This is a genomic window from Thermodesulfobacteriota bacterium (assembly GCA_034189135.1).
GTDB lineage: Bacteria > Desulfobacterota > Desulfobacteria > Desulfobacterales > JAUWMJ01 > JAUWMJ01.
This window is the reverse complement of sequence record JAXHVO010000086.1, coordinates 47,913-73,662: the sequence shown is the minus strand read 5'-3', so window position 1 is coordinate 73,662 and position 25,750 is coordinate 47,913. Positions and strand designations below refer to the sequence as shown.

At 41.7% G+C, this 25,750-nt stretch carries 26 protein-coding genes; 22 read left to right on the top strand and 4 right to left on the bottom strand.

Annotation, left to right across the window (positions count from 1 at the left end; translation table 11 throughout):
- Nucleotides 1–141 precede the first annotated feature (141 nt).
- Nucleotides 142–789, top strand: a complete 648-nt coding sequence (locus SWH54_13195) for a hypothetical protein (GenBank protein ID MDY6792211.1) — start codon at nt 142–144, stop codon at nt 787–789.
- 405 nt (nt 790–1,194) lie between these two features.
- Here the strand turns inward: SWH54_13195 and SWH54_13190 are convergent, their stop codons facing one another.
- Nucleotides 1,195–1,674 (bottom strand): DUF456 domain-containing protein, encoded by a 480-nt coding sequence (locus SWH54_13190; protein ID MDY6792210.1) that lies wholly within the window; start codon nt 1,672–1,674, stop codon nt 1,195–1,197.
- A 293-nt stretch (nt 1,675–1,967) separates the two neighbouring features.
- On the opposite strand from SWH54_13190, the gene SWH54_13185 reads away from it, so the two are divergent.
- From SWH54_13185 to SWH54_13145, 9 genes are all read left to right on the top strand, one after another.
- Nucleotides 1,968–2,765 carry a fumarylacetoacetate hydrolase family protein gene (locus SWH54_13185; protein ID MDY6792209.1) on the top strand — a complete coding sequence of 266 codons (798 nt, stop codon included), beginning with the start codon at nt 1,968–1,970 and terminating at the stop codon, nt 2,763–2,765.
- Between the two features lie 377 nt (nt 2,766–3,142).
- Entirely contained in the window at nt 3,143–3,541 is a 399-nt protein-coding gene (locus SWH54_13180) for a hypothetical protein (protein MDY6792208.1), read from the top strand.
- 161 nt (nt 3,542–3,702) lie between these two features.
- On the top strand, nt 3,703–4,521 hold the full coding sequence (locus tag SWH54_13175) for a prolipoprotein diacylglyceryl transferase (GenBank protein ID MDY6792207.1): 819 nt from the start codon (nt 3,703–3,705) through the stop codon (nt 4,519–4,521).
- Nucleotides 4,522–4,787: 266 nt separating this feature from the next.
- Nucleotides 4,788–6,731: a molybdopterin-dependent oxidoreductase gene (locus tag SWH54_13170; protein ID MDY6792206.1), complete on the top strand. Its 1,944-nt coding sequence runs from the start codon at nt 4,788–4,790 to the stop codon at nt 6,729–6,731.
- A gap of 116 nt (nt 6,732–6,847) precedes the next feature.
- On the top strand, nt 6,848–7,294 hold the full coding sequence (locus SWH54_13165; protein ID MDY6792205.1) for a CGGC domain-containing protein: 447 nt from the start codon (nt 6,848–6,850) through the stop codon (nt 7,292–7,294).
- Nucleotides 7,295–7,561: 267 nt separating this feature from the next.
- Nucleotides 7,562–7,795 (top strand): tautomerase family protein, encoded by a 234-nt coding sequence (locus SWH54_13160; protein ID MDY6792204.1) that lies wholly within the window; start codon nt 7,562–7,564, stop codon nt 7,793–7,795.
- Nucleotides 7,796–7,932: 137 nt separating this feature from the next.
- On the top strand, nt 7,933–8,361 hold the full coding sequence (locus SWH54_13155) for a DUF4079 family protein (protein MDY6792203.1): 429 nt from the start codon (nt 7,933–7,935) through the stop codon (nt 8,359–8,361).
- A 75-nt stretch (nt 8,362–8,436) separates the two neighbouring features.
- Nucleotides 8,437–8,772 carry a cupin domain-containing protein gene (locus SWH54_13150; GenBank protein ID MDY6792202.1) on the top strand — a complete coding sequence of 112 codons (336 nt, stop codon included), beginning with the start codon at nt 8,437–8,439 and terminating at the stop codon, nt 8,770–8,772.
- Between the two features lie 22 nt (nt 8,773–8,794).
- Nucleotides 8,795–9,571 carry an ADP-ribosylglycohydrolase family protein gene (locus SWH54_13145; GenBank protein ID MDY6792201.1) on the top strand — a complete coding sequence of 259 codons (777 nt, stop codon included), beginning with the start codon at nt 8,795–8,797 and terminating at the stop codon, nt 9,569–9,571.
- Between the two features lie 171 nt (nt 9,572–9,742).
- Here the strand turns inward: SWH54_13145 and SWH54_13140 are convergent, their stop codons facing one another.
- Nucleotides 9,743–10,855 carry a hypothetical protein gene (locus SWH54_13140; GenBank protein ID MDY6792200.1) on the bottom strand — a complete coding sequence of 371 codons (1,113 nt, stop codon included), beginning with the start codon at nt 10,853–10,855 and terminating at the stop codon, nt 9,743–9,745.
- A gap of 931 nt (nt 10,856–11,786) precedes the next feature.
- Here SWH54_13140 and SWH54_13135 point away from each other — a divergent pair.
- The 11 genes from SWH54_13135 to atpE all read left to right on the top strand — a co-directional run bounded on the left by SWH54_13135 (nt 11,787) and on the right by atpE (nt 19,280).
- The gene (locus tag SWH54_13135) at nt 11,787–12,689 is read left to right on the top strand and encodes a DMT family transporter (protein ID MDY6792199.1); all 903 of its coding nucleotides are present in this window, start codon (nt 11,787–11,789) and stop codon (nt 12,687–12,689) included.
- 238 nt (nt 12,690–12,927) lie between these two features.
- On the top strand, nt 12,928–13,845 hold the full coding sequence (locus SWH54_13130; protein MDY6792198.1) for an alpha/beta hydrolase: 918 nt from the start codon (nt 12,928–12,930) through the stop codon (nt 13,843–13,845).
- Nucleotides 13,842–14,675 carry a diaminopimelate epimerase gene (gene dapF, locus SWH54_13125; protein ID MDY6792197.1) on the top strand — a complete coding sequence of 278 codons (834 nt, stop codon included), beginning with the start codon at nt 13,842–13,844 and terminating at the stop codon, nt 14,673–14,675. The genes SWH54_13130 and dapF overlap by 4 nt, the downstream gene beginning before the upstream one ends.
- Nucleotides 14,676–14,738: 63 nt before the next feature.
- The gene (locus SWH54_13120; protein MDY6792196.1) at nt 14,739–15,320 is read left to right on the top strand and encodes a methylated-DNA--[protein]-cysteine S-methyltransferase; all 582 of its coding nucleotides are present in this window, start codon (nt 14,739–14,741) and stop codon (nt 15,318–15,320) included.
- Between the two features lie 172 nt (nt 15,321–15,492).
- Nucleotides 15,493–16,107 carry a recombination-associated protein RdgC gene (rdgC, locus tag SWH54_13115; protein MDY6792195.1) on the top strand — a complete coding sequence of 205 codons (615 nt, stop codon included), beginning with the start codon at nt 15,493–15,495 and terminating at the stop codon, nt 16,105–16,107.
- An 11-nt stretch (nt 16,108–16,118) separates the two neighbouring features.
- Entirely contained in the window at nt 16,119–16,652 is a 534-nt protein-coding gene (locus SWH54_13110) for a hypothetical protein (GenBank protein ID MDY6792194.1), read from the top strand.
- 20 nt (nt 16,653–16,672) lie between these two features.
- Nucleotides 16,673–17,470: a dihydroorotate dehydrogenase electron transfer subunit gene (locus tag SWH54_13105; GenBank protein ID MDY6792193.1), complete on the top strand. Its 798-nt coding sequence runs from the start codon at nt 16,673–16,675 to the stop codon at nt 17,468–17,470.
- Between the two features lie 111 nt (nt 17,471–17,581).
- The gene (locus SWH54_13100; GenBank protein MDY6792192.1) at nt 17,582–17,803 is read left to right on the top strand and encodes an AtpZ/AtpI family protein; all 222 of its coding nucleotides are present in this window, start codon (nt 17,582–17,584) and stop codon (nt 17,801–17,803) included.
- Between the two features lie 3 nt (nt 17,804–17,806).
- A complete protein-coding gene (locus SWH54_13095) occupies nt 17,807–18,193 on the top strand; it encodes an ATP synthase subunit I (protein MDY6792191.1) in 387 nt (128 codons plus the stop codon).
- Between the two features lie 2 nt (nt 18,194–18,195).
- The gene (atpB, locus tag SWH54_13090; GenBank protein ID MDY6792190.1) at nt 18,196–18,885 is read left to right on the top strand and encodes a F0F1 ATP synthase subunit A; all 690 of its coding nucleotides are present in this window, start codon (nt 18,196–18,198) and stop codon (nt 18,883–18,885) included.
- A 113-nt stretch (nt 18,886–18,998) separates the two neighbouring features.
- Nucleotides 18,999–19,280 carry an ATP synthase F0 subunit C gene (gene atpE / locus SWH54_13085; GenBank protein MDY6792189.1) on the top strand — a complete coding sequence of 94 codons (282 nt, stop codon included), beginning with the start codon at nt 18,999–19,001 and terminating at the stop codon, nt 19,278–19,280.
- A 304-nt stretch (nt 19,281–19,584) separates the two neighbouring features.
- Here atpE and uvrA read toward each other — a convergent pair whose 3' ends face one another.
- A complete protein-coding gene (uvrA, locus tag SWH54_13080) occupies nt 19,585–22,398 on the bottom strand; it encodes an excinuclease ABC subunit UvrA (GenBank protein MDY6792188.1) in 2,814 nt (937 codons plus the stop codon).
- Nucleotides 22,399–22,797: 399 nt separating this feature from the next.
- Nucleotides 22,798–23,799, bottom strand: coding sequence for a 4-hydroxythreonine-4-phosphate dehydrogenase PdxA (gene pdxA, locus SWH54_13075; GenBank protein MDY6792187.1), 1,002 nt, complete (start codon nt 23,797–23,799; stop codon nt 22,798–22,800).
- A 587-nt stretch (nt 23,800–24,386) separates the two neighbouring features.
- Between pdxA and dnaA the strand changes: the two genes are divergently transcribed.
- The gene (gene dnaA, locus SWH54_13070) at nt 24,387–25,733 is read left to right on the top strand and encodes a chromosomal replication initiator protein DnaA (GenBank protein MDY6792186.1); all 1,347 of its coding nucleotides are present in this window, start codon (nt 24,387–24,389) and stop codon (nt 25,731–25,733) included.
- Nucleotides 25,734–25,750 lie beyond the last annotated feature (17 nt).

The following is a 25,750-nucleotide window of genomic DNA, read 5'->3' as shown; positions in this document are numbered from 1 at the left end:
TAAAATGTTGAACAAAGGTTTTCTATATGTTTTCTGCATTCAAGGGATGTGTTTATAGCTGAATCGTGCCTTTATAGCAAGCATCAATAGTCAAATTTTGTATTGCAATTTTTTCGGTAAAAATAGTATTAATATTTTCATATGGACGAATATCAAAAAGAGCAACTTGATGCCATACTGATGGTAAAGGAGTACCTTGCCGGTATTCCAACGCCTGAAAGGATGAAGCTCAGCAACGCTCTGACCGATTACCTCTTATTTCGCGATAAAGTAAACACTTTCCTTGCCAAGCACTTTACCCAGATTTGCAGCCAACAATGTTACCAGAGCAAACGAAGTGCCTGTTGTTCCAAAGAAGGCATTGTTACCTTTTTTGCTGATGTGGTTGTCAATATGATGACTTCGAAAACAAAAGAAATAGAGGATTTATGCACCATACTTCAGCAACCCAATAGCGGTTTCAAGTGCATCTATCTGGGCAAACATGGATGCATGTGGCGGGTGAAACCGATTGTATGTGAAATGTTTCTTTGTGACCAGGCAATAAAAGCTGTGTTTGATGGGAAACCGCGATTGCGCCAAGAATGGAAATCTCTTGAGCAGGAAAGAAAGCTTTTTACCTGGCCGGATCGTCCCGTTCTATTTGATAAACTGGAGCGCATTTTTATAGATGCCGGGTATCATTCATCCCTGATGTACATGCACAACAGCCCGGGTCTTTTGCGCGTAAAGAAACTGGCACAAAAACAAATGTACCACAGAGATCACGGAGCTCACGGAGGTAAATAATTAACTCAAGTTTGGCACCCCGGTTTGGCGGAAAGTAATACCCTGACGGCACGCAACATATAAAATCAGCTGTGAATCGAAACGGTTATATTTTTTTCTGTAAGGGGATATGTGGGTCATCTATTCCCCCTTTTCGCAGTGTCCGTATATTTGGGATAGACCGTCCCTGTTATATTGTTTAGCAACGGATAGACGTTATCCCAAATATCCGGACACGCTGCAACCGATTCAATTCATATCCCCTGGAAGAAAATCATATAACGGTCTCGATTCACACCTTCAAGGTGAATCGACGTTTTAAAAATTCCGCCTCCACCGTTGTAAATGGGTGCGAAACTTGAGTAATTAATAAAAAAGATATTCTCTGTGAGCTCAGTGGTGAACAAAGAACTTTCTTCGGCGCCATCAGAATAGCGCTTTGATATAAAAGAAAGCGACAATACCGGCAAAAGCAAGCTTAATTCCTATAGCTGCTATGTTTCCGATAAAGCTGCCCCAGCCTGCTCGCAGCGCTTTTTTACTGTCCTTTCCGGCAAATAATTCTCCGGCCAAGGCACCGAAAAATGCACCGATGAAAATTCCCAAAGGCGGGAAAAAAACAAACCCCACCAGCATGCCGATTATAGATCCCCAGACGCCGAATTTTGAAGCGCCGAATTTTTTTGCGCCAAATACTGGAACGGCATAGTCCAAAATCGACAGCAAAAGAGTCAGCACACCCATTGTTACCAGAAAAGCGGTGCTAAACGCCTGCCAGTTTTTGGCATACGATAAGATAATCAAAGACACAAAACTGAGCGCAGGTCCTGGAATCACCGGAAGGATGCAACCGACGATGCCGCCAATGGCACAAAGAATTCCAAGGGTAATTAAGGTGATCGTCAAAAGATATCTCCTATAAAGGTTGGTTATGGATAACTATTGCTAAGTTGAATTCTTGTCAAGAAAATACCAGTGTAAAAAAAGATCAAACATATCTGGAGATAAAATTCCAAATGGGTTTGCACTGAAGGCGAGGATTTAGCTGATTGACTATTAGGGTTAAAAAAGACTATAATAGAATCAAAAAAGATAGAGGAGCAATAATATTGCCATATATATAGGCCTCCAAAGTGGAGCCCATGGAGAATAACGCAGACTTGAACCCGTACGGTTACTAAATATGAAAGGAATTTTTGATGCATATCATACGTTTTATCGATGAAAACGATTCGGTTTGTTTTGGGCAACAATACGCAGATAATACTGCCGTTTTGCTTGATGGTCCTTTGTATGACGGTATTAAACCAACGAAACACAAGACAGGCGTAAAAAAATTGCTGGCACCGGTTGACCCGGCTGCCATTCTTTGCATTGGCCTGAACTATCACCAGCATGCACAGGAGACAGGCGCCAAGCTTCCCAGGCATCCCGTACTATTTATGAAAAATCCGGCAGCGCTCAACCATCCGGGCGATCCGATAATCATACCTTCTTTGTGTCTTGATCCTTTGGAGGTTGATTATGAGGTTGAGCTGGCTGTGGTTATGGGAAAGGTAGCCAAGAACGTTCCTGCAGATAAGGCCCTGGATTTTGTTCTGGGATACACAATTGCAAACGATGTTTCTGCCAGGCGATGGCAAAAAAAGGCCGGCGGAGGGCAATGGGTTTTAGGTAAAAGCTTTGATACCTTCTGTCCTTTGGGGCCTAAACTGGTTACCGCAGATGAAATTCCTGACCCCCAAACCCTGCAAATAAAATGTGTTTTAAATGGAAAGGTCATGCAGAATACAAACACTGCGGATATGATTTTTTCAGTGGCCGAAATTATTGAGTTTTTATCATCTGTCATGACACTTTTGCCGGGAACGGTGATATTGACCGGCACACCCAGCGGCGTCGGATTTGTTCGCAACCCCCCGGTTTTTCTAAAGCCCGGCGATACGGTTAAACTGACTATTGATAAAATAGGCACCCTATCCAATCCGGTAGCATGATCCTTGAACGTAATTTTTTATCATTTCAAAAAAAATTCTCGAGAATATAGGTCTTTATGATTACAGGTATAACCCGATTTAATTAAAGAAATATTTTTATTTTCTTTCGCTGTTACCCCCCTGTTTTTAAACCGCGTCATATTCTTTTAGAAAACACACCCTGTTAAGATCACTGGCAAACATTGGAACAAAACCCCTCAGCATTTTCATGTAAATCTTGATTGGCAATTAGAAACTAATCATCCCGTCTCAATAAAAAGTTAAGTTTTCCATTTTTATGCCGATAGTAACTACAGAACATTGTGATGGCGGTTAGATCTTCAAACCGTTGAATATTTATACTGCAAACCAATTACTATAAAAGGGAGGATTACCAGATGAAAGTAGCAATTTTAGTTCTATCAATTGTTGGTGTCGTTATGTCCTTTGCAGTTGGGGCGTGCACCGGAATGTGTATGAGTGGACTTGGCGAATTATCTTCCGAGCTGGGTGATGCGGCCACAGCAACAGAAGCCAATGAAATGGGCGCTTCTATGTTTTTATGGGCCATATTACAAGCTGCCATGGGTTTAGTTGGAGGCATTATCGGTTTCAGAAATTTTGAAATAAAGAAAAAAGCCAGGCTTTCCGGTATTCTTCTCATAATTGCTGCATTGATTTCTCTGCATAACACCATGCAATTTTTTACCAGTGGGCTGCTTTTTTTAATTCCTGCTATTATGGTACTCGTTTCCGGAGGAAAAGGTGACGCACCGGTAAATCAACCTGCTGAATAGACATCATATCGTTTATTCAAATTTTACACCCCTGATCTCCGTTGCTGTCAAGACGATAAGCGGTAAATTGAAAGGTGGAAAACTTGAGTTAATATTAAGGTGCAATTATGATTCAAGTTGCAATATAATTGCACCTTTTTAAAATGGTTGAATAAAAATAAATGTGCCCCATAGTATATATATCGGTTGTTTCTAATTATACCGTACAAATTCCAATATACAATTTATGGATAGGGATCGGATTGATTGCCGGTTTTTGGGGATTTGACCTGTACACAAAAAATGAAAACAAACACTATATTGATCATGTATTTTATTATTTAGCAGCTTCAATCCTTATCGGCTTTATTTTAAGTAACCGGGTGGATGAGATATTATTAACCAGAAAAATTTCCAGTGCTTTTGACTTTAGTCGATTTACCGGTATTACGGTAATGCCTGGATTAATGTTTGGAGTTATAACCTTACTTGCTTTATTGAAAATAAACAACTACCCGTTACTGTATACACTCAATCTGATCTGTCCTTTTGTATGTCTGGCACATGGTTTCGGTAGAATCGGTTGTTTTTTTGCAGGCTGTTGTTTCGGCACCCCTACAGCCTTGCCCATTGGTATCCTATTCCCCTCAGACAGCCCGGCATCATTAAAGCTCGGGCCGAATACCCCTGTACACCCGACACAAATATACTCTTCTATCTTCTTGTTTATCTTGTTTTTTATATTGATTATTTATATTCGAGTTAACTACAGATTATGTTTTTATTTATATGCGTATGGAATTTTCAGGTTTTTTATTGAATATCTTAGAGGTGATTACCGAGGAGAATTCTCGGGTTTAGATTATTTTTCACCTGCCCAAATATTTTCAGTTGTGTTTGTTATAATCGCAATCATTTTATATCTGAAAACAAAACAACCCTTTCAGTCAAATCTTAAAGAAACCCAATGCCTTGCTCAAGGTCACCCTGAGCAAAGGTGAGGTTAAATGTCCTGATGAAAATCCACCGCCATATCCATTCCCTGATTTAAATTGATTTTTTCGGTCATCCGTGTCATTTTCGTCCCGGTTTCTCCATGTGTTACAAAATCATATGAAAAATGATATGAAATGTGTGTGATTATAATCCAATGTAACGGAGATTCCACCTTTTTAGTTTAACTAATATGGTGTCCAACAGGGCGCTTCTCTTTGCTTGTGGCTTTATTACCTAAAAACCCTATTAAAAAACACTGAGGATTGGTGCGATGAAACAGGTTTCGACTGTATGCGCTCGGGACTGTTATGACACTTGTTCATTAAAAATCACCCTTGGAAAGGCAGAACAGATTTTATCCATAACAGGTGACCCGACGAATCCAATCACACAGGGTTTTACCTGCCCCAGGGGGGCCAAGGATCATATCCGGCTTCATCACAATAGAGTTGAAAATCCTTCCCTTCGTAACGGAGATCACTTTGAGAAGGATAGCTGGGAACAAGCTCTGGATGTAGTATCGCAGAAACTCCGTGAAACCATTGAAAGATATGGTTCGGAGTCTGTGTTATATCTGGATTACGCTGGAAACATGGGGTTGTTAACCACAATATTCCCTAAAAGACTGTGGAATAGTATTGGCGCTACGCAAACGAATTGGGCTTTATGCAGCAAATCCGGACATGATGCACTGTCTTTGCACTATGGCGACAGCTATGGCATAAAGCCTATCGAGATCCTCAACATGAATCTTGTCGTGTTCTGGGGCTTTAACGCCGCCGTGAGTTCACCGCACATGTGGGCCCTGGCAAAAAAGGCCCGCAAAGAACGGGGCGCTCAAATTATTGTTATTGATCCAAGAGAAAGCAAAACTGCCAAAAGCGCCGATCTTTGGATTCAACCGATGCCTGGAACTGACGTTGCCTTGGCCTATGGAGTCATGAATCATTTGATCCAAAACGGCTACATGGATCGAAAGTTTATTAAGGAATGGACTCATGGTTTTGAACATTTAACAGCGGAAGCCGGCAAGTGGACTCCGGACAGGGTACAACAAATCACTGGAGTTTCCTGGAGGTATATTGAGCAGTTGGGCGACGCATATGGCAGTTTGACACCCAGCACAACCATGATAGGTATCGGTTTGCAAAAATGCGACCAGGGCGCCGACCAAGTTCGGGCTGTATCATTCATTCCAGCGCTTCTCGGTTTACACCGGGGATTTTTTTACAGCAATGAAAGTTCCTTTTCAGTTGATGAACCACTCATTTCCGGTCAAGCTCTCGCCGCTAAAACCTCTAAAATTGTAAGCCAAGTCGCTCTTGCCGATCTGGTAAAAAGTGGCAAGTTCAAGTTTATATATATCAGTTGCATGAATCCAGCCATAACGCTTCCCAATCAGCATGCCTTCAGAGAAGGAATATCACGACCAGATATTTTTACTGTTGTTCACGAAACGCATTGGACAAAAACGACGCAATACGCAGACGTTGTTCTCCCCGCATCAACCTATTTAGAAAAAGAAGACCTGACCATTCCTTACGGACATAACTACGTCCAATATTCATCAAGAGTCGTCCGCCCGATCACCAACAGCCGAAGCGAAGTATGGGTCATGCGAAAAATTGCTGAGCGACTTGGTTTGAAGGAAGAATGGCTGTATGAAGAGCCCTGGGTTTCTGTGGAGTCGGCTCTTGAGAGTGCTTTGGAGGAAGGGACTTTCCAACCCCTAAAATCCGGAAAGATGCTAACACTCAAGACGAAACCAAAGAATAATTATTCGACTCCATCAGGAAAGATTGAGTTGTATTCTTCAATCGCTGCGGAAAATGGTTTGAATCCCCTGCCCATACAAACTCCGCTGTGTATTGAGAAGGGCAAGTTCATCATGCTGAACAGCGCCACAGCAAAATATACCAGTACACAGTTTCAAGAGGTTTATGGTGCAATCCCTGCCAGGGTGGTAATAAACTCCAAAGATGCGAAGCGGCAAGGTATAAAGGAGGGCCATATCGTTACCATCGCAAATGAACGGGGGCAAGTTCAGGCAAAAGCGACTGTTTCTGACACCCTTCCTGAGAGGGTGGTGTGGTGCCCGAGGCAATTAGAAGGATTGACGGGAAAGCCACTGAACGGTTTGATTGGCAGCACCCCTCAAGAAATTGGTGGCGGGCCAAGATTTAATTCAACAATTGTTACTGTTACCGGGCATTAACTTATGGGTTGCCCATTACCAACATTGGATTCTACCCGGTTACTCGCTCGAGCAGCATTAAGATTTTCAACTGAGAAAGGATAGCATTTTATTTATTTTTTACCACAGGAGGTAACATGGAACAAAAAACAAAAATTGGAATCATCATCTGTGACCGTTATCGCAGGTGTGCAGGGGGAAAATGTTTAAGATCATTGCGAAACAGAGAAGGTGCGTTTAGCAGGTATAAGGGTATAGAAGTTGAACTTGTGGGGTACACCACTTGCGACGGCTGCCCTGGCGGCAATGTTGAATATGCAGTGGAAGAGATGAAGGGAAACGGAGCCCAGGCGATACATCTTGCTACCGGACTGGTGGTGGGGTATCCCCCATGTCCCCATATCACCTATTTTAGTAACTTCATCATTAAAAAATACGGCCTCGAAGTGGTTTACGGTACCCATCCCATTCCTCAAAAATACCTCAATATGCATGATCAGCTGGGAACGTGGGATGATGCCGAATGGCAAAAAATTATTCAACCCACCTTAGGGGATAAAGAAACTCGATTGGCTTATAATTAAAATGTTCATGCAAAAGAAGTGCCAGAAGGTCTAATCAGGGGAGATGGCACAGGGCATGTGTGGTTATGTCATAATGATCCTAAATGCCCGGCAAAAAGCCACGACATTACGCAATGCGATTCCGTCATAAAAATTGAAAAACGTGCTTGGTAACTTTGTCAAGTCGGCTACCATGGAGTAAATTAGGGATATGGCATTCACCGAACCCGACCAGGGTCCCCTTGCGGCTTACCTCGACTGTGATGCGACAAGATAAAGGAAAAAATAATGCCCCATATCATTGTGAAACTCTATCCGGGGAGATCAGAGCAACAAAAAAAACAACTCACAGATGTAATCGTCAAGGATGTGGTCACCATCGCAAAGTGCGAGGAAAAATCGGTGTCTGTGGCTTTCGAGGAAATCGAACCCGACGACTGGACTGAAAAGGTTTATCAACCAGACATTCTTGATAACCATGACAGGTTATATAAGAAACCGGGTTATAACCCTTTCAAATGAATGCCGGTTTTTGCGAATGGCCTCCCGAGCTTCAACGGTGATTATTGCATAACCTTGAAAATACACTTGATGGTAAGGCTGCCAAATCATAAAAATCTGTGCGCGGTGTTGGGTACCGCGGACGAAGGAGACAACTCATGTTTCTTATCCATCCAATATTTGAATCTGTGGGTATTTTAATCGCCCTTTATGTGATGAAGCTTGGAATTTCACGATTCCGCATGGCCCACTTGAAAAAAAAGATTCGCTTTAATTGGAAACAGCATGTTCGTTTTGGCATAATAGCAACCACCATCATGCTGGTTGGATTTTTGGTTGGATTATACATTGTGAAAACAAACTGGTATGGCCTGTTCATTACCGGTGTCCATGCTAAAATAGGATTTTTGATGATCCCCCTTATTCTGTTTGCCATCTTCTCCGGTATTTATATGGACAGAAAGAAAAAAAAGCGAACCATTCTCCCTGTTATTCATGCGATATTCAATACAGTACTGCTATTCCTGGCTTTATGGCAGATTTATACGGGGGTGGGTGTTTACCGGACATATGTATTGGGCCTTTAGTTTAGTTAAATAGAGACCAACAGCTCTATGTTTCAGTATTATTCGCGCTTGATCTCAGGAAGCCTGGGGAAAACCATGAATGATGTGATAAACATTTTTGAAAATATACCTGATGATATTCCCCAAGAACTGTTTCATGAAATAGTGAAATCAAACAGCCTTAAAGTCGAACGCATTGTTTCCAGGGGACACTCGTCGCCCATTAATCAATGGTATGACCAGGAGGAAAATGAATGGGTCATTTTGCTTAAAGGAAGCGCCGGATTGCTATTTGAAGGGGATGATAAAGCGATTGTTTTAACACCCGGGGATTATATTCTTATTCCATCACATACAAAACACCGGGTGGAATGGACCGATCCGGGCATGGTAACGGTATGGTTGGCAATTTCTTACAAAGGTTGCCAATAGTATTTAAGGGAAAGCGACACAAATGATAGGCGCTATAGCGGGTGATATCATTGGTTCTGTTTACGAGGTCCATCCCATAAAAAGCACCTCCTTTCCACTGTTCAGCCCCCATTCGAGATTTACCGACGATACCGTCCTGACCGTTGCAGTGGCCTTTTCGATTTTAAATAATGTCAATTATGCAACTTCTATAAAAAATTTTGGATTAAAATATCCATATGCGGGTTATGGAGGATCATTTTACCGCTGGCTGCATTCTGCTGACAGCAAACCCTATCACAGCTGGGGAAACGGTTCTGCCATGCGGGTGAGCCCGGTCGGTTTTGCATTCCATTCAATTGAAGATGTGCTGGCTGAAGCAAAAAAAAGTGCTGAAGTGACACACAATCACCCTGAAGGCATCAAGGGTGCCCAGGCAACGGCACTGGCCATTTTTTTAGCCCGCCAAGGAAAACCCAAGGCCGAAATTCGCCGGGAAATCAGCGAGCACTTTAACTATGATTTAAATCGCACCATTGATGAAATCAGGCCGGGTTATCATTTTGATGTGTCCTGTCAGGGCTCGGTGCCCGAAGCGATGATTGCTTTTTTCGACTCAACAGATTATGAAGACACGATTCGAAAAGGGATATCATTAGGAGGGGACAGCGATACCATCGCATGCATTGCCGGAGGAATTGCCCAGGCTTTCTATACAGAGATACCATCTGAGATTATTTCAAATGCAAAGAAGAGACTGCCGGAAGAGTTTTTGACAATTATTGATCAATTTAATCTAAAAATTATCAATTTTGACTAACAATATCATAAAATTGTGGATATCTACCATTTAAGTTTTTCCAATAGAATGTAAATGATCGGCTATTGCTGGAGAACATAATAAATTATATTTATCCAGTAACAAGATAAATAAAATATCAAAGAAACCATATAATCATTAGTTCTCATCGCCTGTAACGGCGCAAACAACTCAATGGAGCATAAGCTGTTTTACACGGCGAACTAATTTATCCTTTAAGGCGATTAAGAATTTAAATACATCTCTCAGTTCAGGAATAATTAATTCCACAAAATCAAAACAATAAGAGAATATACAGAATGTGGGGACAGATGCATATATAAAAATCATAGACCAGGGGTCATGGATAAATACGGTCTGAAGATAATAAGCCACCAACATTGATAGAGGCAGCGCCCAGAAAAGTAATTTCCCAATCATACCTCTAGATTTGTAAAGGTACTGGTGAATATATAAAAACCGACTGATTATACCGACAAGCATACAAATTACTAATGCTGATACGGAAATGCGAAAACTGAAAATTAAAAAATTTCGGCCCAACAGTCGGTTTATGGGCTCAGTTTTTTCAACATAATGCACCACGTAATAACTCCCAACAGGAGTCATCTGGTACATAAGCCAAAGTAACTTGCAAAAATACAACAGAATTGTACATAATAAAATTGTCAATCCTAAAATGATTATGATTCTATGGATGTTTGTGCCGATCCTTTTACTCTTCCTGAACAGTTTTTTAAAAAAGGCTCTTTTAGGTTCCTGAGCGGGATGGATGTATTGTTTAAGTTCTTCTCGAGTAAAAGTTGATAAATTGGAAATCGCCGGAGATTGATGGGCATTACACTGAGATGGCTTTGATTTTTTTAGTTTAGTCTGCTGGTTTTTTATTTTATCAACACCTTCTTTTATTAGAAAGCCGCAGTAGATGCATTCACGGGTCTCTGGTTGCTCTTTGTTACATTTTGTACAGAATACTGTTTTAATAGCATTTAACGCCATATGATCGGCGTGGGTAATGGCCACCGGATTTTTCATATCATAATCGTTCAATATATTCCTGGTTATATTACATTTGATCCCCAATCTGTCTAAAATGTTTTTATAGTGGATCGCAGTTTTATAGTCTATTAGATTTTTAATTAGCTTTGAATGACTGGCAAGCAGTCGTTTTTTCTCTTGATCATTCAAGTTTAGGCTTGAAATAATTTTCTTCTTTTTTTCAATTAAATCCATTCCCTGAAGATCAAAGTCAGCTAGTTCTAATTTATACAGAAATTTGTCCATGATTTATTTTCTTCAATTAAACAGTAATTCTTTTGAATAGTATTGGTAAAAGGCTATTAATCCTTATTTCTGTTCATTTTATTTGTCAATTGTTACTTTTTCCCGCATTCCAAAAATAATCATTTATAATTATAACCCCCCTTCACTCTCAATCAAAGATAGCGAACTTAATTTTCCTTAGGTATTTAGAAGAGACACTGAATATGGAATTATTTTAGATTTATCGCACGCAAAGATATAAAAAATGAGAATAAATTGCATCGTAAGATAGCTTTGTTAAGGATAAAAACAAGAGCCAGGTGAAATGAAAATTTTAATAACCCTAAAAAGACAGTTTTAGAAAATCTTCCGCAATTTTAATTGATTACTTCCGGAAAACTTGGTTCATAATATAGATTTTATATGGAATACGATATATCTGAAACGACCTTTGACAATGTTCGGGCTATTGATTTTCTCTGGGCATATAAAATCACTCAGATACTCTCTATGAAATAAGATGCTGCAAAGAGGAGATTAAAAAGTGTCAGAATCAATAATCAAGATATTTGTTCAGATAAATGACTATCGCATCAAATAAGGGTGAATCGGTTTATACAGTTTATAAGTTGATAGAGTGTTTGAGCTATGCTATCCTGCTATTATGCTACAACAATCGGGAATAGATACGACAGGTGGGCTTAACCATATTATTGCCAAATTGTTAGAATGTAAAACTCTACTTTTTAAGGAAGAAAAATGACTATGGCAAAATATATCGAAATCGTAGAATGCAGTGAAAAAGAAGCCACACCTCTGTTATCGAACGATATGTAATAAAAACACCGATCCAAATGCGTTTGTCAAATTCTTTTAGGTAAAGAATCTTTTAAACTTATTTCACATGACTCTATTCGTCGGACCCTGTCACTGAAGGATTTGATACTGTTTAATGAACCCGACTTCCACTTCAAGCCGCTCATCGCACCCGCGCTTTTGGGGGATCATTTGTATACTGATTTCTGCTGCCGGATTCGGTGCCATGCCGATATTTGCCAATTATGCCTATGCGTATGGAACCGAACCGATCACCCTCCTGTTTCTGAGATTCACACTGGCCAGCGCAATGATGCTCATCTACAGTATGTTTCGCCATGCCCGGTTTCCCAAAGGACGGGTCCTGATCATATCGATTCTAATGGGTGGGATCGGATACGCAGGCCAATCTTTTACCTATTTTACCGCACTGCTTTATGCCCCGTCCGGAACCGTGGCCATCCTGCTTTATTTGTACCCGGCTTTGGTCACCGGATTCTCCGTCCTGTTTTTAAAACAGAAAATCACCGGTGCTGAAATCATTGCCCTGATTCTGGCGTTAACCGGCACGGTCTGCGTGATCGGTCTTGAAACCGGGGGGAAGCCATTGGGGATTATTCTGGGGGTAGCCGCCGCCTTCATCTATTCGACATATATCATCACCGGTTCCCGGATTATGCCAAACACTGACGTTATCACCACCTCCACGATCATCACGATGTCTGCCGGTGCGGTATATACCATAGGAATTCTGATTCGCGGCGCCCAATTTCCCGCACAGGTGGCAGGATGGAGCGCGGTGGGCGGCATTGTGGTGTTTTCCACCGTGATTGCCATTGTAACTTTTTTTGAAGGACTCAAGCGGATCGGACCGGTCCACTCATCCATGCTTTCGACTCTTGAACCACCGGTTACGGTTGCTTTGGCTTGGATCGCTTTTAATGAAGGTATGACTGTGACCACATTCATTGGCGGTGCGATGATTTTAGCGGCGGGAATCATATTGGCGAGGAAACCATCAAGACCTCCATTAGAATAAAGGTAATATTCGGAAAAGTACATATGAAATCCTGCCATCTGGTTGGATGAAAAATTCACTTTTAAATACCATTGAATAATTGAATAGAAAACGGTATTAAGAGTCAAGTGAAGGAAAACCGGTACGACTGGTGCCGGTTATGCTGTTATATTATAAAAACGGACTAAATGTCGAAATCCCTGTCTTTACCAATGGAAAAGCATAGCAGAGAGACGCTTGAGGAAAAAAGGATAAGGTAATGTTTATTCTGACTGAAATTCATATCATTTCCTTAGCGAGAACAGCTCAAGCTATTTTATGCGTCATGACACTGCTGCTTCTTTCAGGATGTTTTAACAGCAGTTTTTATAAACCCAACCAAACCCTGTATGAAACGCCTGATCAATACTGCCTTAAATACGAAGAGGTGCTTTTCCCAAGCAAAGACGGCATTATGTTATACGGCTGGTTTGTTCCGGCCGTGGGAGATGCGGCCGGGACAGTCATCCATTTTAACGGCAATTTTGGAAATCTGAGCTACTATTTCAAACAGATTTACTGGCTCCCGTTTGAAAGGTTTAATGTGTTTACCTTCGATTATCGAGGGTATGGCCGCTCTATGGGTATTCCTTCCCGCCGAGGTATTTATAAAGACTCTGTGGCAGCGATTGAGTATATCATGTCAAAACCGGATATTGATCATCGCAATGTCTTTGTTTTCGGCCAAAGCATTGGTGGGGTTAATGCCATTGTAGCCATTGCGAAAAATGATTTTCCGCAAATACGCGCAATGGCGATTGAAGGCGCTTTTTTTTCTTACAGGCAGGAGGCGCAGGATATGATGATCTCAGCTGTTCGGAAAAAAATGGGGAATGTACCCTGCCTCCCCCTGCAGATTCGGCTAATATCTTTTTTAGCAGTTACAGATCGTTACAGCCCTGGTGAATTTATAGATCGAATTTCGCCGATTCCGCTGCTATTGATTCATTGCACCCAGGATGCTTATGTGGCATACCACCACAGCGAGCTCCTGTATGAAAAGGCAAAGACGCCCAAAACCGCATGGATCATCAAAGGATGTAAACATTTACAATTATTTACCGACGAACAACATAAATACGAATATCGGCAAAAATTGGTACGGTTCTTTAATCATTACCGGCGGAGTATGAAATGAAATACACCAAATATCATGCGCTGGGTAACGATTACATCGTCATTCATCCTGCAGACCTTACCAATGAAATCAGTCAGGATATGATTCGTTTAATCTGCCACCGAAATTACGGTATCGGTTCTGATGGAATCCTGTTTGGCCCTCCGGAAAGCCCAGCGTGTGACTTTGGGCTTAGAATTTTTAACCCTGACGGTAGCGAAGCAGAGAAAAGCGGCAACGGCCTGCGCATCTTTGCCCGGTCGATCATCGACAAATCTCTAAGCAGTGAATTCATATTTACTGTGGAGACTATCGGTGGTACTGCCTTATGTGAGGCTAGCCCTGATGGCAGGAACGTGAAGGTGGGCATGGGAAAGGTCAGTTTTGACAGCACCATTATTCCGGTTAAAGGTTCACCAAGGGAGGTGTTGAACGAAACAATTGAAATCGATGGACATTCGCTTGAGTTTTGCGCCGCTACGGTCGGCAACCCTCACTGTGTGGTGCTCTCGAGCCAACCAACGCCGGAGGAAGCCCGGCAATACGGCCCGTTGATTGAGGCAGATCCTCGCTTTCCCAATCGTACCAATGTTCAGTTCATGAAAATCATGAATCGCAACAACATCCGCATTGAGATTTGGGAACGTGGAGCAGGTTACACATTGGCTTCCGGAAGCAGTAGTACAGCTGCAGCGGCAGTTGCCCGCAAACTTGGCCTGTGCAATTCTGATATTACCGTACATATGCCGGGTGGACAAATCCACATCCATGTTGACGATAATTTTGAAGCCACCATGACCGGACCGGTCACCAAAGTTTGTGATGGGAACATCTCAGATGAAATGTTTTAAACATCCGCTTAATGGCGACACTCGAAAACCGGTAGCTCGGATCCTGTTGGAGACGTTTGGTTTATGAATAAAAATATTATAAAACCAACACCTTTCGGACCCGTGGGTCTAATCTGGACCGAATTCAATGACCATCCCAGGATCATACGAATTTTGCTCTCCAAACCTAGGCTTTCCGCTGAAGATCAGATACTCAAACTTTTTCCCAATTCGAAAACATCGTCCTGTAAAAAAATCGACGATGTCGCTGCTGAAATCAAAGGTTTCCTTGAAGGGGAAGAGATCAAATTTTCGCTGAAAATAGCAGCTCTAAACCTGTGCACTGATTTTCAACAAAAAGTTCTACGCGCAGAGCACCGAATTCCCAGGGGGAGCATCAGTACCTATCAACTCATCGCAAAATATCTGGGAAAAAGAAACGGAGCACGCGCGGTGGGAAATGCCCTGGCGAACAACCCCTTTCCCCTGATCATTCCTTGTCACCGAGCCATTCGCTCAGATCGAAAGCTTGGCGGTTATCAGGGAGGGCTTGAAATGAAACGGATTTTGCTGGAACAGGAAGGCATTTCCTTCGACGATAGGGGAAAGGTCGTCTGTACACAGTTTCATTACGGAAAGATTATGTCGAACCAAGGAACCCGGTAGAACTACTGATTCATATATTTTAATGCTTGTGTAAATTTGGGTTGGAAGATAAAAATAAAGTTCACAATATTCATCAAATGTAATAGGTACTTTTGTTCATTTTATGGTTAACAGATATAAATCATTTTACGCTGAAGTGATATAAATTAAGCAAATACGAAAGTGAGCTAAAATGGGCTTATTATCAAAAACAGTTTCCATGGCACAGTATAAAGTCGATGGTAAGTTTGAGGGACAGATTATTGAGACCGTTACGGATGGATTAAAAAAAAACATCATCTCTGAGATAGACGGAAATCCGGTTGAAAAAACGGTCGGATGGACATCTTTTGAAAATCCTTTTAAACCGGATTTTAGAGGGTCTTCCTTTTCCATCGGTACCTATATGGTTTTTTCCATGCGAATTGACCGGAAAGTTTTACCAGCGAAAGTAATAAAAAAACAGATCGCAATTGAGGAGGCCAAATTGCTAACTGTTAGCGGGCGAAGATATTTTTCCAAAGATGAAAAAAAGGCGATTAAGGACCGGGTAATAAATGCCCTTGTTCTCCGCATCCCTGCAACACCGAATGTGTATGACATCCTGTGGAACTATGAAGATGCCCACATATGGTTTTTTTCCAGCCTGAAATCCGCCAATGAGGAATTTGAAACTCTTTTTGCCAAATCTTTCAATATGACGCCAATCCGGCTTTTTCCATACACCATGGCTGATTCGACGGCAAATCTTAATCATGGGGAGAGGGATATCCTGTCAAATATTGCTACCACAAAATTCACCAAGTGAGGCCTTTGAAAATGCTTGATATTGCTTTTGCTTATAGTCGCTACAAGTTTTTAGGTAACGAGTTCTTAACCTGGTTGTGGTTCATAGTAGAAAATGATCCGCAAAAACTGAAAAAAATTGAAAAGGATCTTGTATTTTTAAATATCGGCAACCGTATTGTACTGGAAAATAAAATCAATGATGCCGTTGAAACAATTACCATACTGGGGGATGACGCCGGTCTTGAAGAAGGTATCCTGTCACTGGGCAAAGGTGCAGTGGTCACCGAGATGAATCTCTTATTTAAATCCGGTGACCATCAGTGGCGTTTTACCATAAAAGGCGAAAGTATGAATATCAGCAATTTGAAACTCCCGGAAACAGCCATGGTGGAATCAGGTGAAGATATTGAAGGCAGGGTGCTGGAAAAGACTTATCTTTACGAAAAAGTAACCCGGCTGATTGATAAGCTTTTTAATGAATTCATAAAATTGAGAGTTTCACCCAAGTGGGGTGAGAGCGTGGTGCCGGAAATCAGAAAATGGATTTATTCCGAAGAAAAATAATTTAAATCAAGAGGTTGCCATTGATTCAGCAAAAAATTCAGGTTTTGTGGAATAAGAAAATCGGGCCGGGATATTTCAAAATCGGCTTGAGTTGTCTTGGAGAATATTCCGAGGCAAAACCAGGTCAATTTGTCATGTTGCGTCTTTGCGGTGGTACTGAGCCTCTGCTTCGCAGACCTTTTTCAATACACAGGCTTATTGTCGGGAGTGAATCATTCATGGGTATTGAAATTCTTTACAAAGTGGTTGGAAAGTTTACCAAAAAATTATCGATGCTGCATAAAAATGATTGGATAGACATTCTCGGTCCCCTGGGCAACGGATTCAGTATTCCGAAGACTATGACACGCATTTTTATGGTGGCGGGTGGAATAGGGGTGGCCCCCATGGTTTTTCTGGCCTCCCAATTAAAAAATAATGAGCTGGATATTTCATTATGTCGAATGTTTTTAGGCGGAAGATCAAAAAATGATATTTTGTGTGTGGATGATTTTGCTCAGCTTAAAATGGGTGTTCAACCGACCACAGATGATGGCAGTGCTGGAAGCAAATGTATGGTCACCCATGTTCTGGAAATGGCGCTGGCTGAAAAACCGCCGGATATTCTTTATGCATGCGGACCGCCTGAAATGCTAAAAGCTGTAATCGCTCTTGCACGAAAGTTTGCCGTTAAGTGCGAAGTTTCGGTGGAAACCGTGATGGCTTGCGGTATGGGAGCATGTCTTGGATGTGCGGTTGAGTCGGTAGGAACCTCAAAAAAGTATCTGCATGCGTGTGTTGACGGACCGGTTTTTAATGCAAGTGACATTAAATTGTAATAGAGAAAATTGTCAATTTAGCATTGACTTGCCAATGAACATATGTTACTTGGTCTCCCGTCAAAAAAGTACGGTTTGGGCTTTTTTACCCAAAAAGGTATCCTTTTTTACATGAAAAGAGAAACCAGACGTTATATACGGGAACTTGCTTATTATAGCAGTCTGGGTTTTTCCATATCCCTTTCCATAGTGATTGGCCTTGCCGTTGGAGTATATCTTGACAGATACGTTTTTCATACAACTCCATGGTTGACGCTCATCGGACTTGGGCTTGGAATTGCGGCAGGATACAGAAATATAGGGCTCGCCATAAAAAAAAGCAGAAAATTATAACCCATGCAAATACAGCAGCGACTGGTTAAATTCGTCACATGCACCAACTGGATTTTGTTTTTTATTGCAGCCATTTTAGGCGTAATAACGACACCTGCTGATTTTGCCAGAGGGATAATCTTCGGAGGCCTGATCGTTACGGTGAATTTCCACCTGCTGTCGAGGACATTGAAAAATGCTTTAACCCCCCCGAAACTTTCGTCTCACAATGTAATTTTAGCCAAATACTATATTCGTTTTATAGCCAGCGGATTTATTATTTTTGTGCTTATATCAAAAAAACTCGTTCATCCACTGGGGCTTATTGTGGGCCTTTCAGTGGTGGTGGCCAGCATTACCCTAGCCACCATGTATGAACTAACAAAACTAATATTCAAGGAGGCGGTTTAAGGATGGAACATCCATATCTCTTTTTTGTCAAGCTGTTTGAGTGGATCGGTCTGAGTCACTTTGCCCATGCGTATCCCCATGTGATTTATTCCTGGGTGGTGATAATTATTCTTATCGTTCTTGGTGCCATTGCGGTCAAAGGTATAAGCATGATTCCAGGAAAGGGACAGAATTTTTTTGAAGTCGTTGTTTCAGGTATCGAAGAGTTTATGGTGGATACTGCCGGAGAGGAAAGCAGGTGGCTGTTTCCCATTGTTGCGACTGTATTTATCTATATTTTAACCTGCAATCTGCTTGGCCTTATTCCCGGATTCTTTCCTCCGACCGCTAGCATAAACACCACCCTTTCATGTGCTTTAACAGTTGTTATCTTCACCCACATTATCGGTATTAAATACCATGGGGTAAAATATATTAAGCATTTTCTGGGACCCGTATGGTGGATGAGTCCATTAATATTTATCATTGAAGTCATTGGCCACCTTGCCCGAATACTCTCTTTGACCTTTCGTCTTTTCGGCAATATGATGGGGCATGAAATTGTTTTAAGCATTCTTTTCGGTTTGGCAGGCGTATTTTTTGCCCCACTTCCGATTATGGCGCTCGGCATCTTTGTGGCCCTTGTTCAGGCATTTGTATTCTTTTTACTTTCGATCATTTATTTTTCAGGCGCCATGGAACATGCACACTAGTTCTGTGTATGCTTAAACGACTGAATAATATTGATCATTGGTGTTTAAATCAATTTGTTAATGGGTTAATGGAAGAAGCCCAACAAATCTAACAAAGGAGGTAGGATAGAGTTATGGAATTAAAAGCTTTGGAGTTTTTTATTGCATGTGTGACTGCGGCTGGTTTTGGCATTGCAATTGCAGCCTTTGGTTGTGGTATTGGCCAGGGTATTGGTCTTAAATCCGCCGTTGAGGGTATTGCCAGAAACCCCGAGTCGTCAGGTAAGGTGACGGTGACCATGCTGATCGGTCTTGCCATGATCGAATCACTTTGTATTTATGCACTGGTTGTTTCACTGATCCTTATATACGCGCATCCGCAGGCAGCTTCGATTGCAGGGCTGTTTGCTCGCTAAAAAAGATTTTTCTATTTAAAACAAAACAGGGCTTTGTTTGTTAAACAAAGCCCTGTTTTATTTACAGTGAGCGTCCACGGAACACCGAAATCTGAAAATAGAAATTGGTAATTTGGTTTTCCTTATGTTGTACTTCTGATAGACAATGGTTTCCTGAACCTTTAGGTTCCTTTTGTCAGTATCATACCAGACCATATCTAATAAGGCATCTGCCAGTTTGTATGGTTCCAGCTCGTAAACTCGTTTTTTTTCATTCCAATATCTGCTTTCTAATTTCAAGTCTCAACTCTTGAACGGCTATTATTTATAAAACCTTTTGCAAAAAATGTCCGGTATAAGATGTTTTAACTTTAGTTATTTCCTCCGGAGTGCCGCATCCGACTATATATCCCCCCTCATCCCCCCCTTCGGGGCCAAGATCGATAATATAATCGGCTGTCTTTATAACATCAAGATTATGTTCTATGACAATGACCGTATTTCCTTTTTCCACCAGGGTGTTTAATACATTAAGAAGTTTTTTTATGTCATCCGTGTGCAGCCCGGTGGTCGGTTCGTCAAGGATATACACCGTTTGACCTGTCCCCCGTTTGCTAAGCTCCCTGGAAAGCTTTACCCGCTGGGCTTCTCCTCCTGACAGAGTAGTCGCCTGTTGACCAATATGGATGTAGCCCAAACCAACATCAACCAGAGTCTGGAGCTTTGCCCTGATATTTCCAATTTTTTCAAAAAAAGCATAGGCCTGATTGACCGTCATATCAAGAATGTCCGCAATATTTTTTCCCTTGTATTTGATTTCAAGGGTTTCGCGGTTATATCTTTTTCCGTGGCACACATCACACGAAACAAACACGTCCGGCAGAAAATGCATTTCAATTTTAATAATTCCGTCACCCCTGCAGGCCTCACATCTTCCCCCTTTTACATTGAAACTGAACCGTCCGGGTTTATATCCACGGATGCGGGCTTCAGGGGTTCTGGAAAAAAGTTCTCTGATAAATGTAAAAACGCCGGTATAGGTGCCCGGATTTGAGCGAGGGGTTCTCCCGATGGGAGATTGATCGATATTCACCACCTTATCAATATACTCAAGTCCGAGAAAGTCCCCATGGTCACCGGCAGGTATCCTGGCATGGTAAAGCTTTTGTGCCAGAAGACGGTACAGTGTTTCCAGAACAAGGGTTGATTTTCCCGAACCTGACACCCCTGTCACACATATCAAACGGCCAAGAGGGAAGCCGACATCTATATTTTTAAGATTATTTTTTGAAGCTCCCTTTATGATGAGGTTTTTTCCATTTCCTGAGCGACGTTTGGAGGGAACTACAATGCGTTTTCTACCTGAAATATACTGTCCGGTGAGTGAATTTTTATCTTTAACAAGCGCTTGGGGCGTGCCGGCGAATACCACCTGACCGCCGTTCATTCCGGCCATGGGGCCCATGTCTACTACATAATCCGAAGCAAGGATTGTCTCTTCATCATGTTCTACAACCAGCACGGTGTTGCCAAGGTCACGCATTTTTAAAAGGGTCCCAAGAAGCCGCTGATTATCCCGGTGGTGAAGTCCGATGCTGGGCTCATCAAGAACATAGAGAACACCGGTTAGTTTCGATCCGATCTGTGTTGCCAGACGGATTCTCTGACTTTCACCGCCGGACAGCGTGTAAGCCGACCGGTCAAGAGTAAGATAGGACAATCCTACGTTCTCAAGAAAGCCAAGCCTTTCGATGATTTCTTTAAGAATTCTTTCGGCTATTATTCCCTTTTTTCCCGTCAGTTTGAGCTGCCTGAAGAATAAGTGCGCTTTGGCAACTGAAAGTGCGGTTATATCAGATATGGTAAAGTTTCCCACCTTTACAGATCTGCTTGCTTGATTTAATTTTTCACCTTTACACTCAGGGCATGGCTTAAAATTCATATAGCGCCTTATTTCATCTCTGGCCCAGGACGAATCAGTCTCCATATAACGCCGCTTAAGTTTATTAATAACGCCTTCAAAGGTTTTTTTATACTTAAAACGACGACCATTCTGTTCAAAATAAAAGGTGATTTCTTCTTTTCCGGAACCGTATAAAAGGGCATTTTTAAAATGATCCGGAAGCTCTCTATATGGTGTGTAGATATCTACGCCGTAATGCGCGGTAAGTGCATCCAGAAAGTCGGTGAAGTGCACCGAATTTCTGTTGGCCCACATGGCCACCGCCCCTTCCCTTAATGAAAGTTCATGATTGGGGATGATAAGGTTAGGATCGAATTCCGTTGTTGAGCCAAGTCCGTCACATTTTGGACATGCGCCCTGGGGTGAATTAAAAGAAAAACTGGCAGGGGTAAATTGAGGGTAACTGATGCCACAATGGATACATGCTGCCTTTTCGCTGAATAAAATCGGCTCTTTGTCAAGAACATCCACTTCAACAAGTCCGCCTGACTGTGCCAGGGCCAGTTCCAGGGAATCGGCCAGTCGATTTTTAATCTTTTGTTTTACCACCAGCCTGTCCACAATGACATCGATGGTATGCTTGATATTTTTTTTCAGCACAGAAACTTCCTCTATATCAAAGGTGTTTCCATCTACACGGACACGGGCAAAGCCTTCCTTTTTCAGCCATTTAAATAGTTTTTCATGGGTGCCTTTCTGATTTGAAACCACTGGGGACAGGATGATAATTCTACTTCCTTCAGGAAGAGACAAAACCTGGCTGACAATCTGATCGATGGTTTGCGAGGTAATCGGTTTCCCGCATTTATGGCAGTGGGGTGTTCCAACCCTGGCAAACAGAAGTCTGAGATAATCATATATTTCCGTAACGGTTCCTACGGTTGATCGTGGGTTGTGACTGGCTGTTTTTTGTTCAATTGCAATGGCCGGGGAAAGGCCTTCAATCATATCAACATCCGGCTTTTCCATCCGCTCTAAAAACTGGCGGGCATAGGTGGAAAGAGACTCGACATACCTTCGTTGTCCTTCGGCATAAAGCGTATCAAAAGCCAATGTCGATTTCCCGGATCCGGAAAGGCCGGTAATCACAATCAGCTTATTTCGCGGCAGCTCAACGTTGATATTCTTCAAATTGTGCTGTCTGGCACCCCGTATAATGATTTTATTGGATTGCATCGTTTTTATATTATTCAACATCGCCAATTCTCCAATTAAAGGGGTCGGGGAGTTTTTCAATCTCTACTCAGTTCGTCCGGAGAAGCGCCCATTTGCCCGTATCAGCCTTAACAATTAAGTCCAGCACTCTGTACACGCCCCCTATCTTCTCAGTTAAATCCATACAGACAGAAACGATCAATGCTGCCGTGGGGTTCTGTCCCTTGGGGCTGGTACAAATCGAATCTCAGTCCACCTCAGGCGGACCGTACGCCAGTTTCTCGAAATGATTGTTAAGGCTGATACGGGCAAATGGGCGCTTCTCCGGACGAAAAACTAACAATCATTAAAGCTCAAACGGTTTACAAAAAAGGCCATTGATAAGAAACTTCCCGATCCCTCGAGTAAATTGGAGCAAAGTTAAAATTTTTTACCTGCGAATGCCGCCTGGGCAGCTGCCATTTTTATCGCGGCGGTCAAACTGCCCGGATCGGCTTTACCTTTGCCTGCAATATCATAGGCTGTCCCATGATCAACAGAAGTTCTGATTATGGGAAGACCAAGGGTTGTATTTACGCCATCGGTGAAATGAATTATTTTAAAAGGAATAAGTCCCTGATCATGATACATGCAAATCACCGCATCATAAAGACCTTTTTGCGCATGATAAAATATTGTGTCCGGTGGATAAGGTCCGTGGACATCAAGCGCCTGACCTTTTGCAAGGTTAACCGCCGGAAGTATGAAGCGCTGCTCTTCATCTCCAAACATACCTCCTTCGCCTGCATGGGGATTAAGTCCGGCAACAGCGATTTTCGGATTTTCCACTCCCATGCGTGTACGCAGAAAAGAGTCTGTCAGGGTGATGGTTTGCAGTATCTTTTCTTGGGAAAGCGCGTGGGGGACATCTTTTAAAGGAATATGTATGGTGACCAGAACCACCCGGAGTTTCTCTCCTGCAAGCATCATGGCAAAACCGGCGCTTTTTGTCTTTTCCGCCAGAATTTCGGTGTGTCCGTTATAAAAGAAACCTGCCATATGCATGGCCTGCTTGTTTATGGGGCATGTAACCATTGCATCAATTCTTCCCTGTAACGCTATGTCTATGGCCGAGGTCACATAGTTTATCATCGCCTTTCCTGTTAATGCCGTGGGCTGGGCCCAAAATATTTGATCCGTGTCGAGTTTAAAGGTGCTGACAACATCCACCCAACCACATTGATATACCCCGCTCCTTGGCTCTTCTACCGCATTAAAACCAAGCTTGCTTTTTAATACCTTTAACCTTTCCATATCCCCGATCACAAGCGGCCTGCACAACTTATAAATCAAAGGATCGGCCAGAGCTAAAAGTATGATCTCAGGGCCTATGCCGACGGGATCGCCCATGGTGATCCCCACTAGTGGACGATATTTTTTCATATTAAAATCCTTTTTCTACCGGTCTTTAGTCGATCCACTTGGACATCTAAGATGATGAAAAATATTAAACCCCAGACTTTTTTTCCAGATCACTCGATTTATTTTACAGAGCAAATAAATTTTTATCAACAAATTCCGACCGATAGTTTGCTATAAAAAAATAAATTTTTCTGGCGATAAATTATTCATAAATGGAAGAAAATAAAAGCTATTGTTAGATTTTAGAAGGTTTATCTTTTTGTATCATTTTGTTAACACTGATGGATATGTCTAAAATGCTTAAAAAAAATACCAATAATTAAAAGGTTGGATTTAAGAGACCTTGTCTGTTTTATATTGGATAATAATAATAATAACAGAATGTTAAAAAATGTTCATAACTTGGTTTCAATGAGAGAATAAACCCTGTTTACCGGGTTTGACATGCCTTCTAAGATGTCTTAAACATTCAAGCACAATTTGAGCGGCTTTTAAGAAATCTGGAAAAAAACCTGCCAAACCGTTTGACTTCGTTATTATTTACATATTTTTCATTTAAAAACAACGCGTTAATTTCTTTCTTAAGCAAAATCAAAGCAAAAAATACTATGGAAGCTGCATGGAATGAAATAAAAGCTGTGGTAAAAGAGAATATTCCCGGCCATAGTTTTAGAATGTGGATTGAACCTTTAAAATATATTAAAAATGACAAAGATTGTCTGGTGGTATCATCTCCCAATCCTTTCTCCCGGAAACGGGTACAGGACCACTATAGCTCTATTATTGATTCAGAGGTAAAAAAGGTTTTTGGCAAAGACTGCCGGTTTTCAATTACTGTTCTCAATGGAAACGGGAAAGGCAATCACCGCCAAAAAGCAAATAAAAAACTTCAACTATCCCTTCCCAATATGAATGTTTGCCAGAGCAAGGGGTGCTTTTTACGAAAGGAATTTACCTTTGACCAGTTTGTCGTTGGAAATAATAACGATTTTGCTTATTCAGCGTCATTGTCACTGGCTTCAAAAAAAGATACCTACCAGAATTCCCTGTTTTTATTGTCGCATACTGGAATGGGCAAAAGCCATCTGTCCCAAGCCATCGGGCATCAAATTTTGGCCAAATACCCGAAAGATCGTGTCTATTATGTGACTGCAGAAGACTTCAGTAACGAGATGATTCAAGCTTTTAGAAATAATTGTATTGAAAAATTCAAAAGCAAGTACCGAAACAATTGTGACGTATTGCTTTTAGAAGATGTACATTATCTGACCGGAAAAGAACGCACCCAGATAGAGCTTGCATTAACGCTGGACAGTCTGTTTGAATCAAATAAGAAAGTTATTTTTTCCAGTTGTTATCTGCCGGCCGATATCCCCAAATTAAATGATAAATTACGATCACGTCTGTCAAGCGGTCTTATTTCAACCATTGACCCTCCGGATTTTAAAACAAGGGTAAGGATTATAAAGAAAAAATCAAAGGCAAAAGGGTATCATATACCCGAAGACGTCACCGGTTATTTGGCTTCGGAACTTACCGATGACGTTAGACAACTTGAAAGCGGGCTGTTTGGCGTTGCCGCCAAATCTTCCCTGTTGAGTGTGCCTCTTGACTTAAGCCTTGCCGCAAGTGTGGTTAAAAACATCGTTCGCAATCGCAAAACGATTACCTTAAGTGGTATTAAAAAACTCGTATGCAAGAATTATCGGATTTCAGTCAGCGATATTGAATCACGTTCACGCAAACAAACCATAGTTCAGCCCAGGCAGATCGCTATCTATCTGTCACGAAGGTACACAGATTTATCCCTCCAAACTATAGGGAAAAGTTTCAACCGGTACCATGCCACTGCCCTTCATTCAATCGGCGCAGTTGAAAGGGGCTTAAGAGAAGATGCTACCATTCAAAAAAAGGTTGATTTCTTTTGTAAGAAACTTGAATCCGGTAAATTTTGATGACATCGTAGAAAACT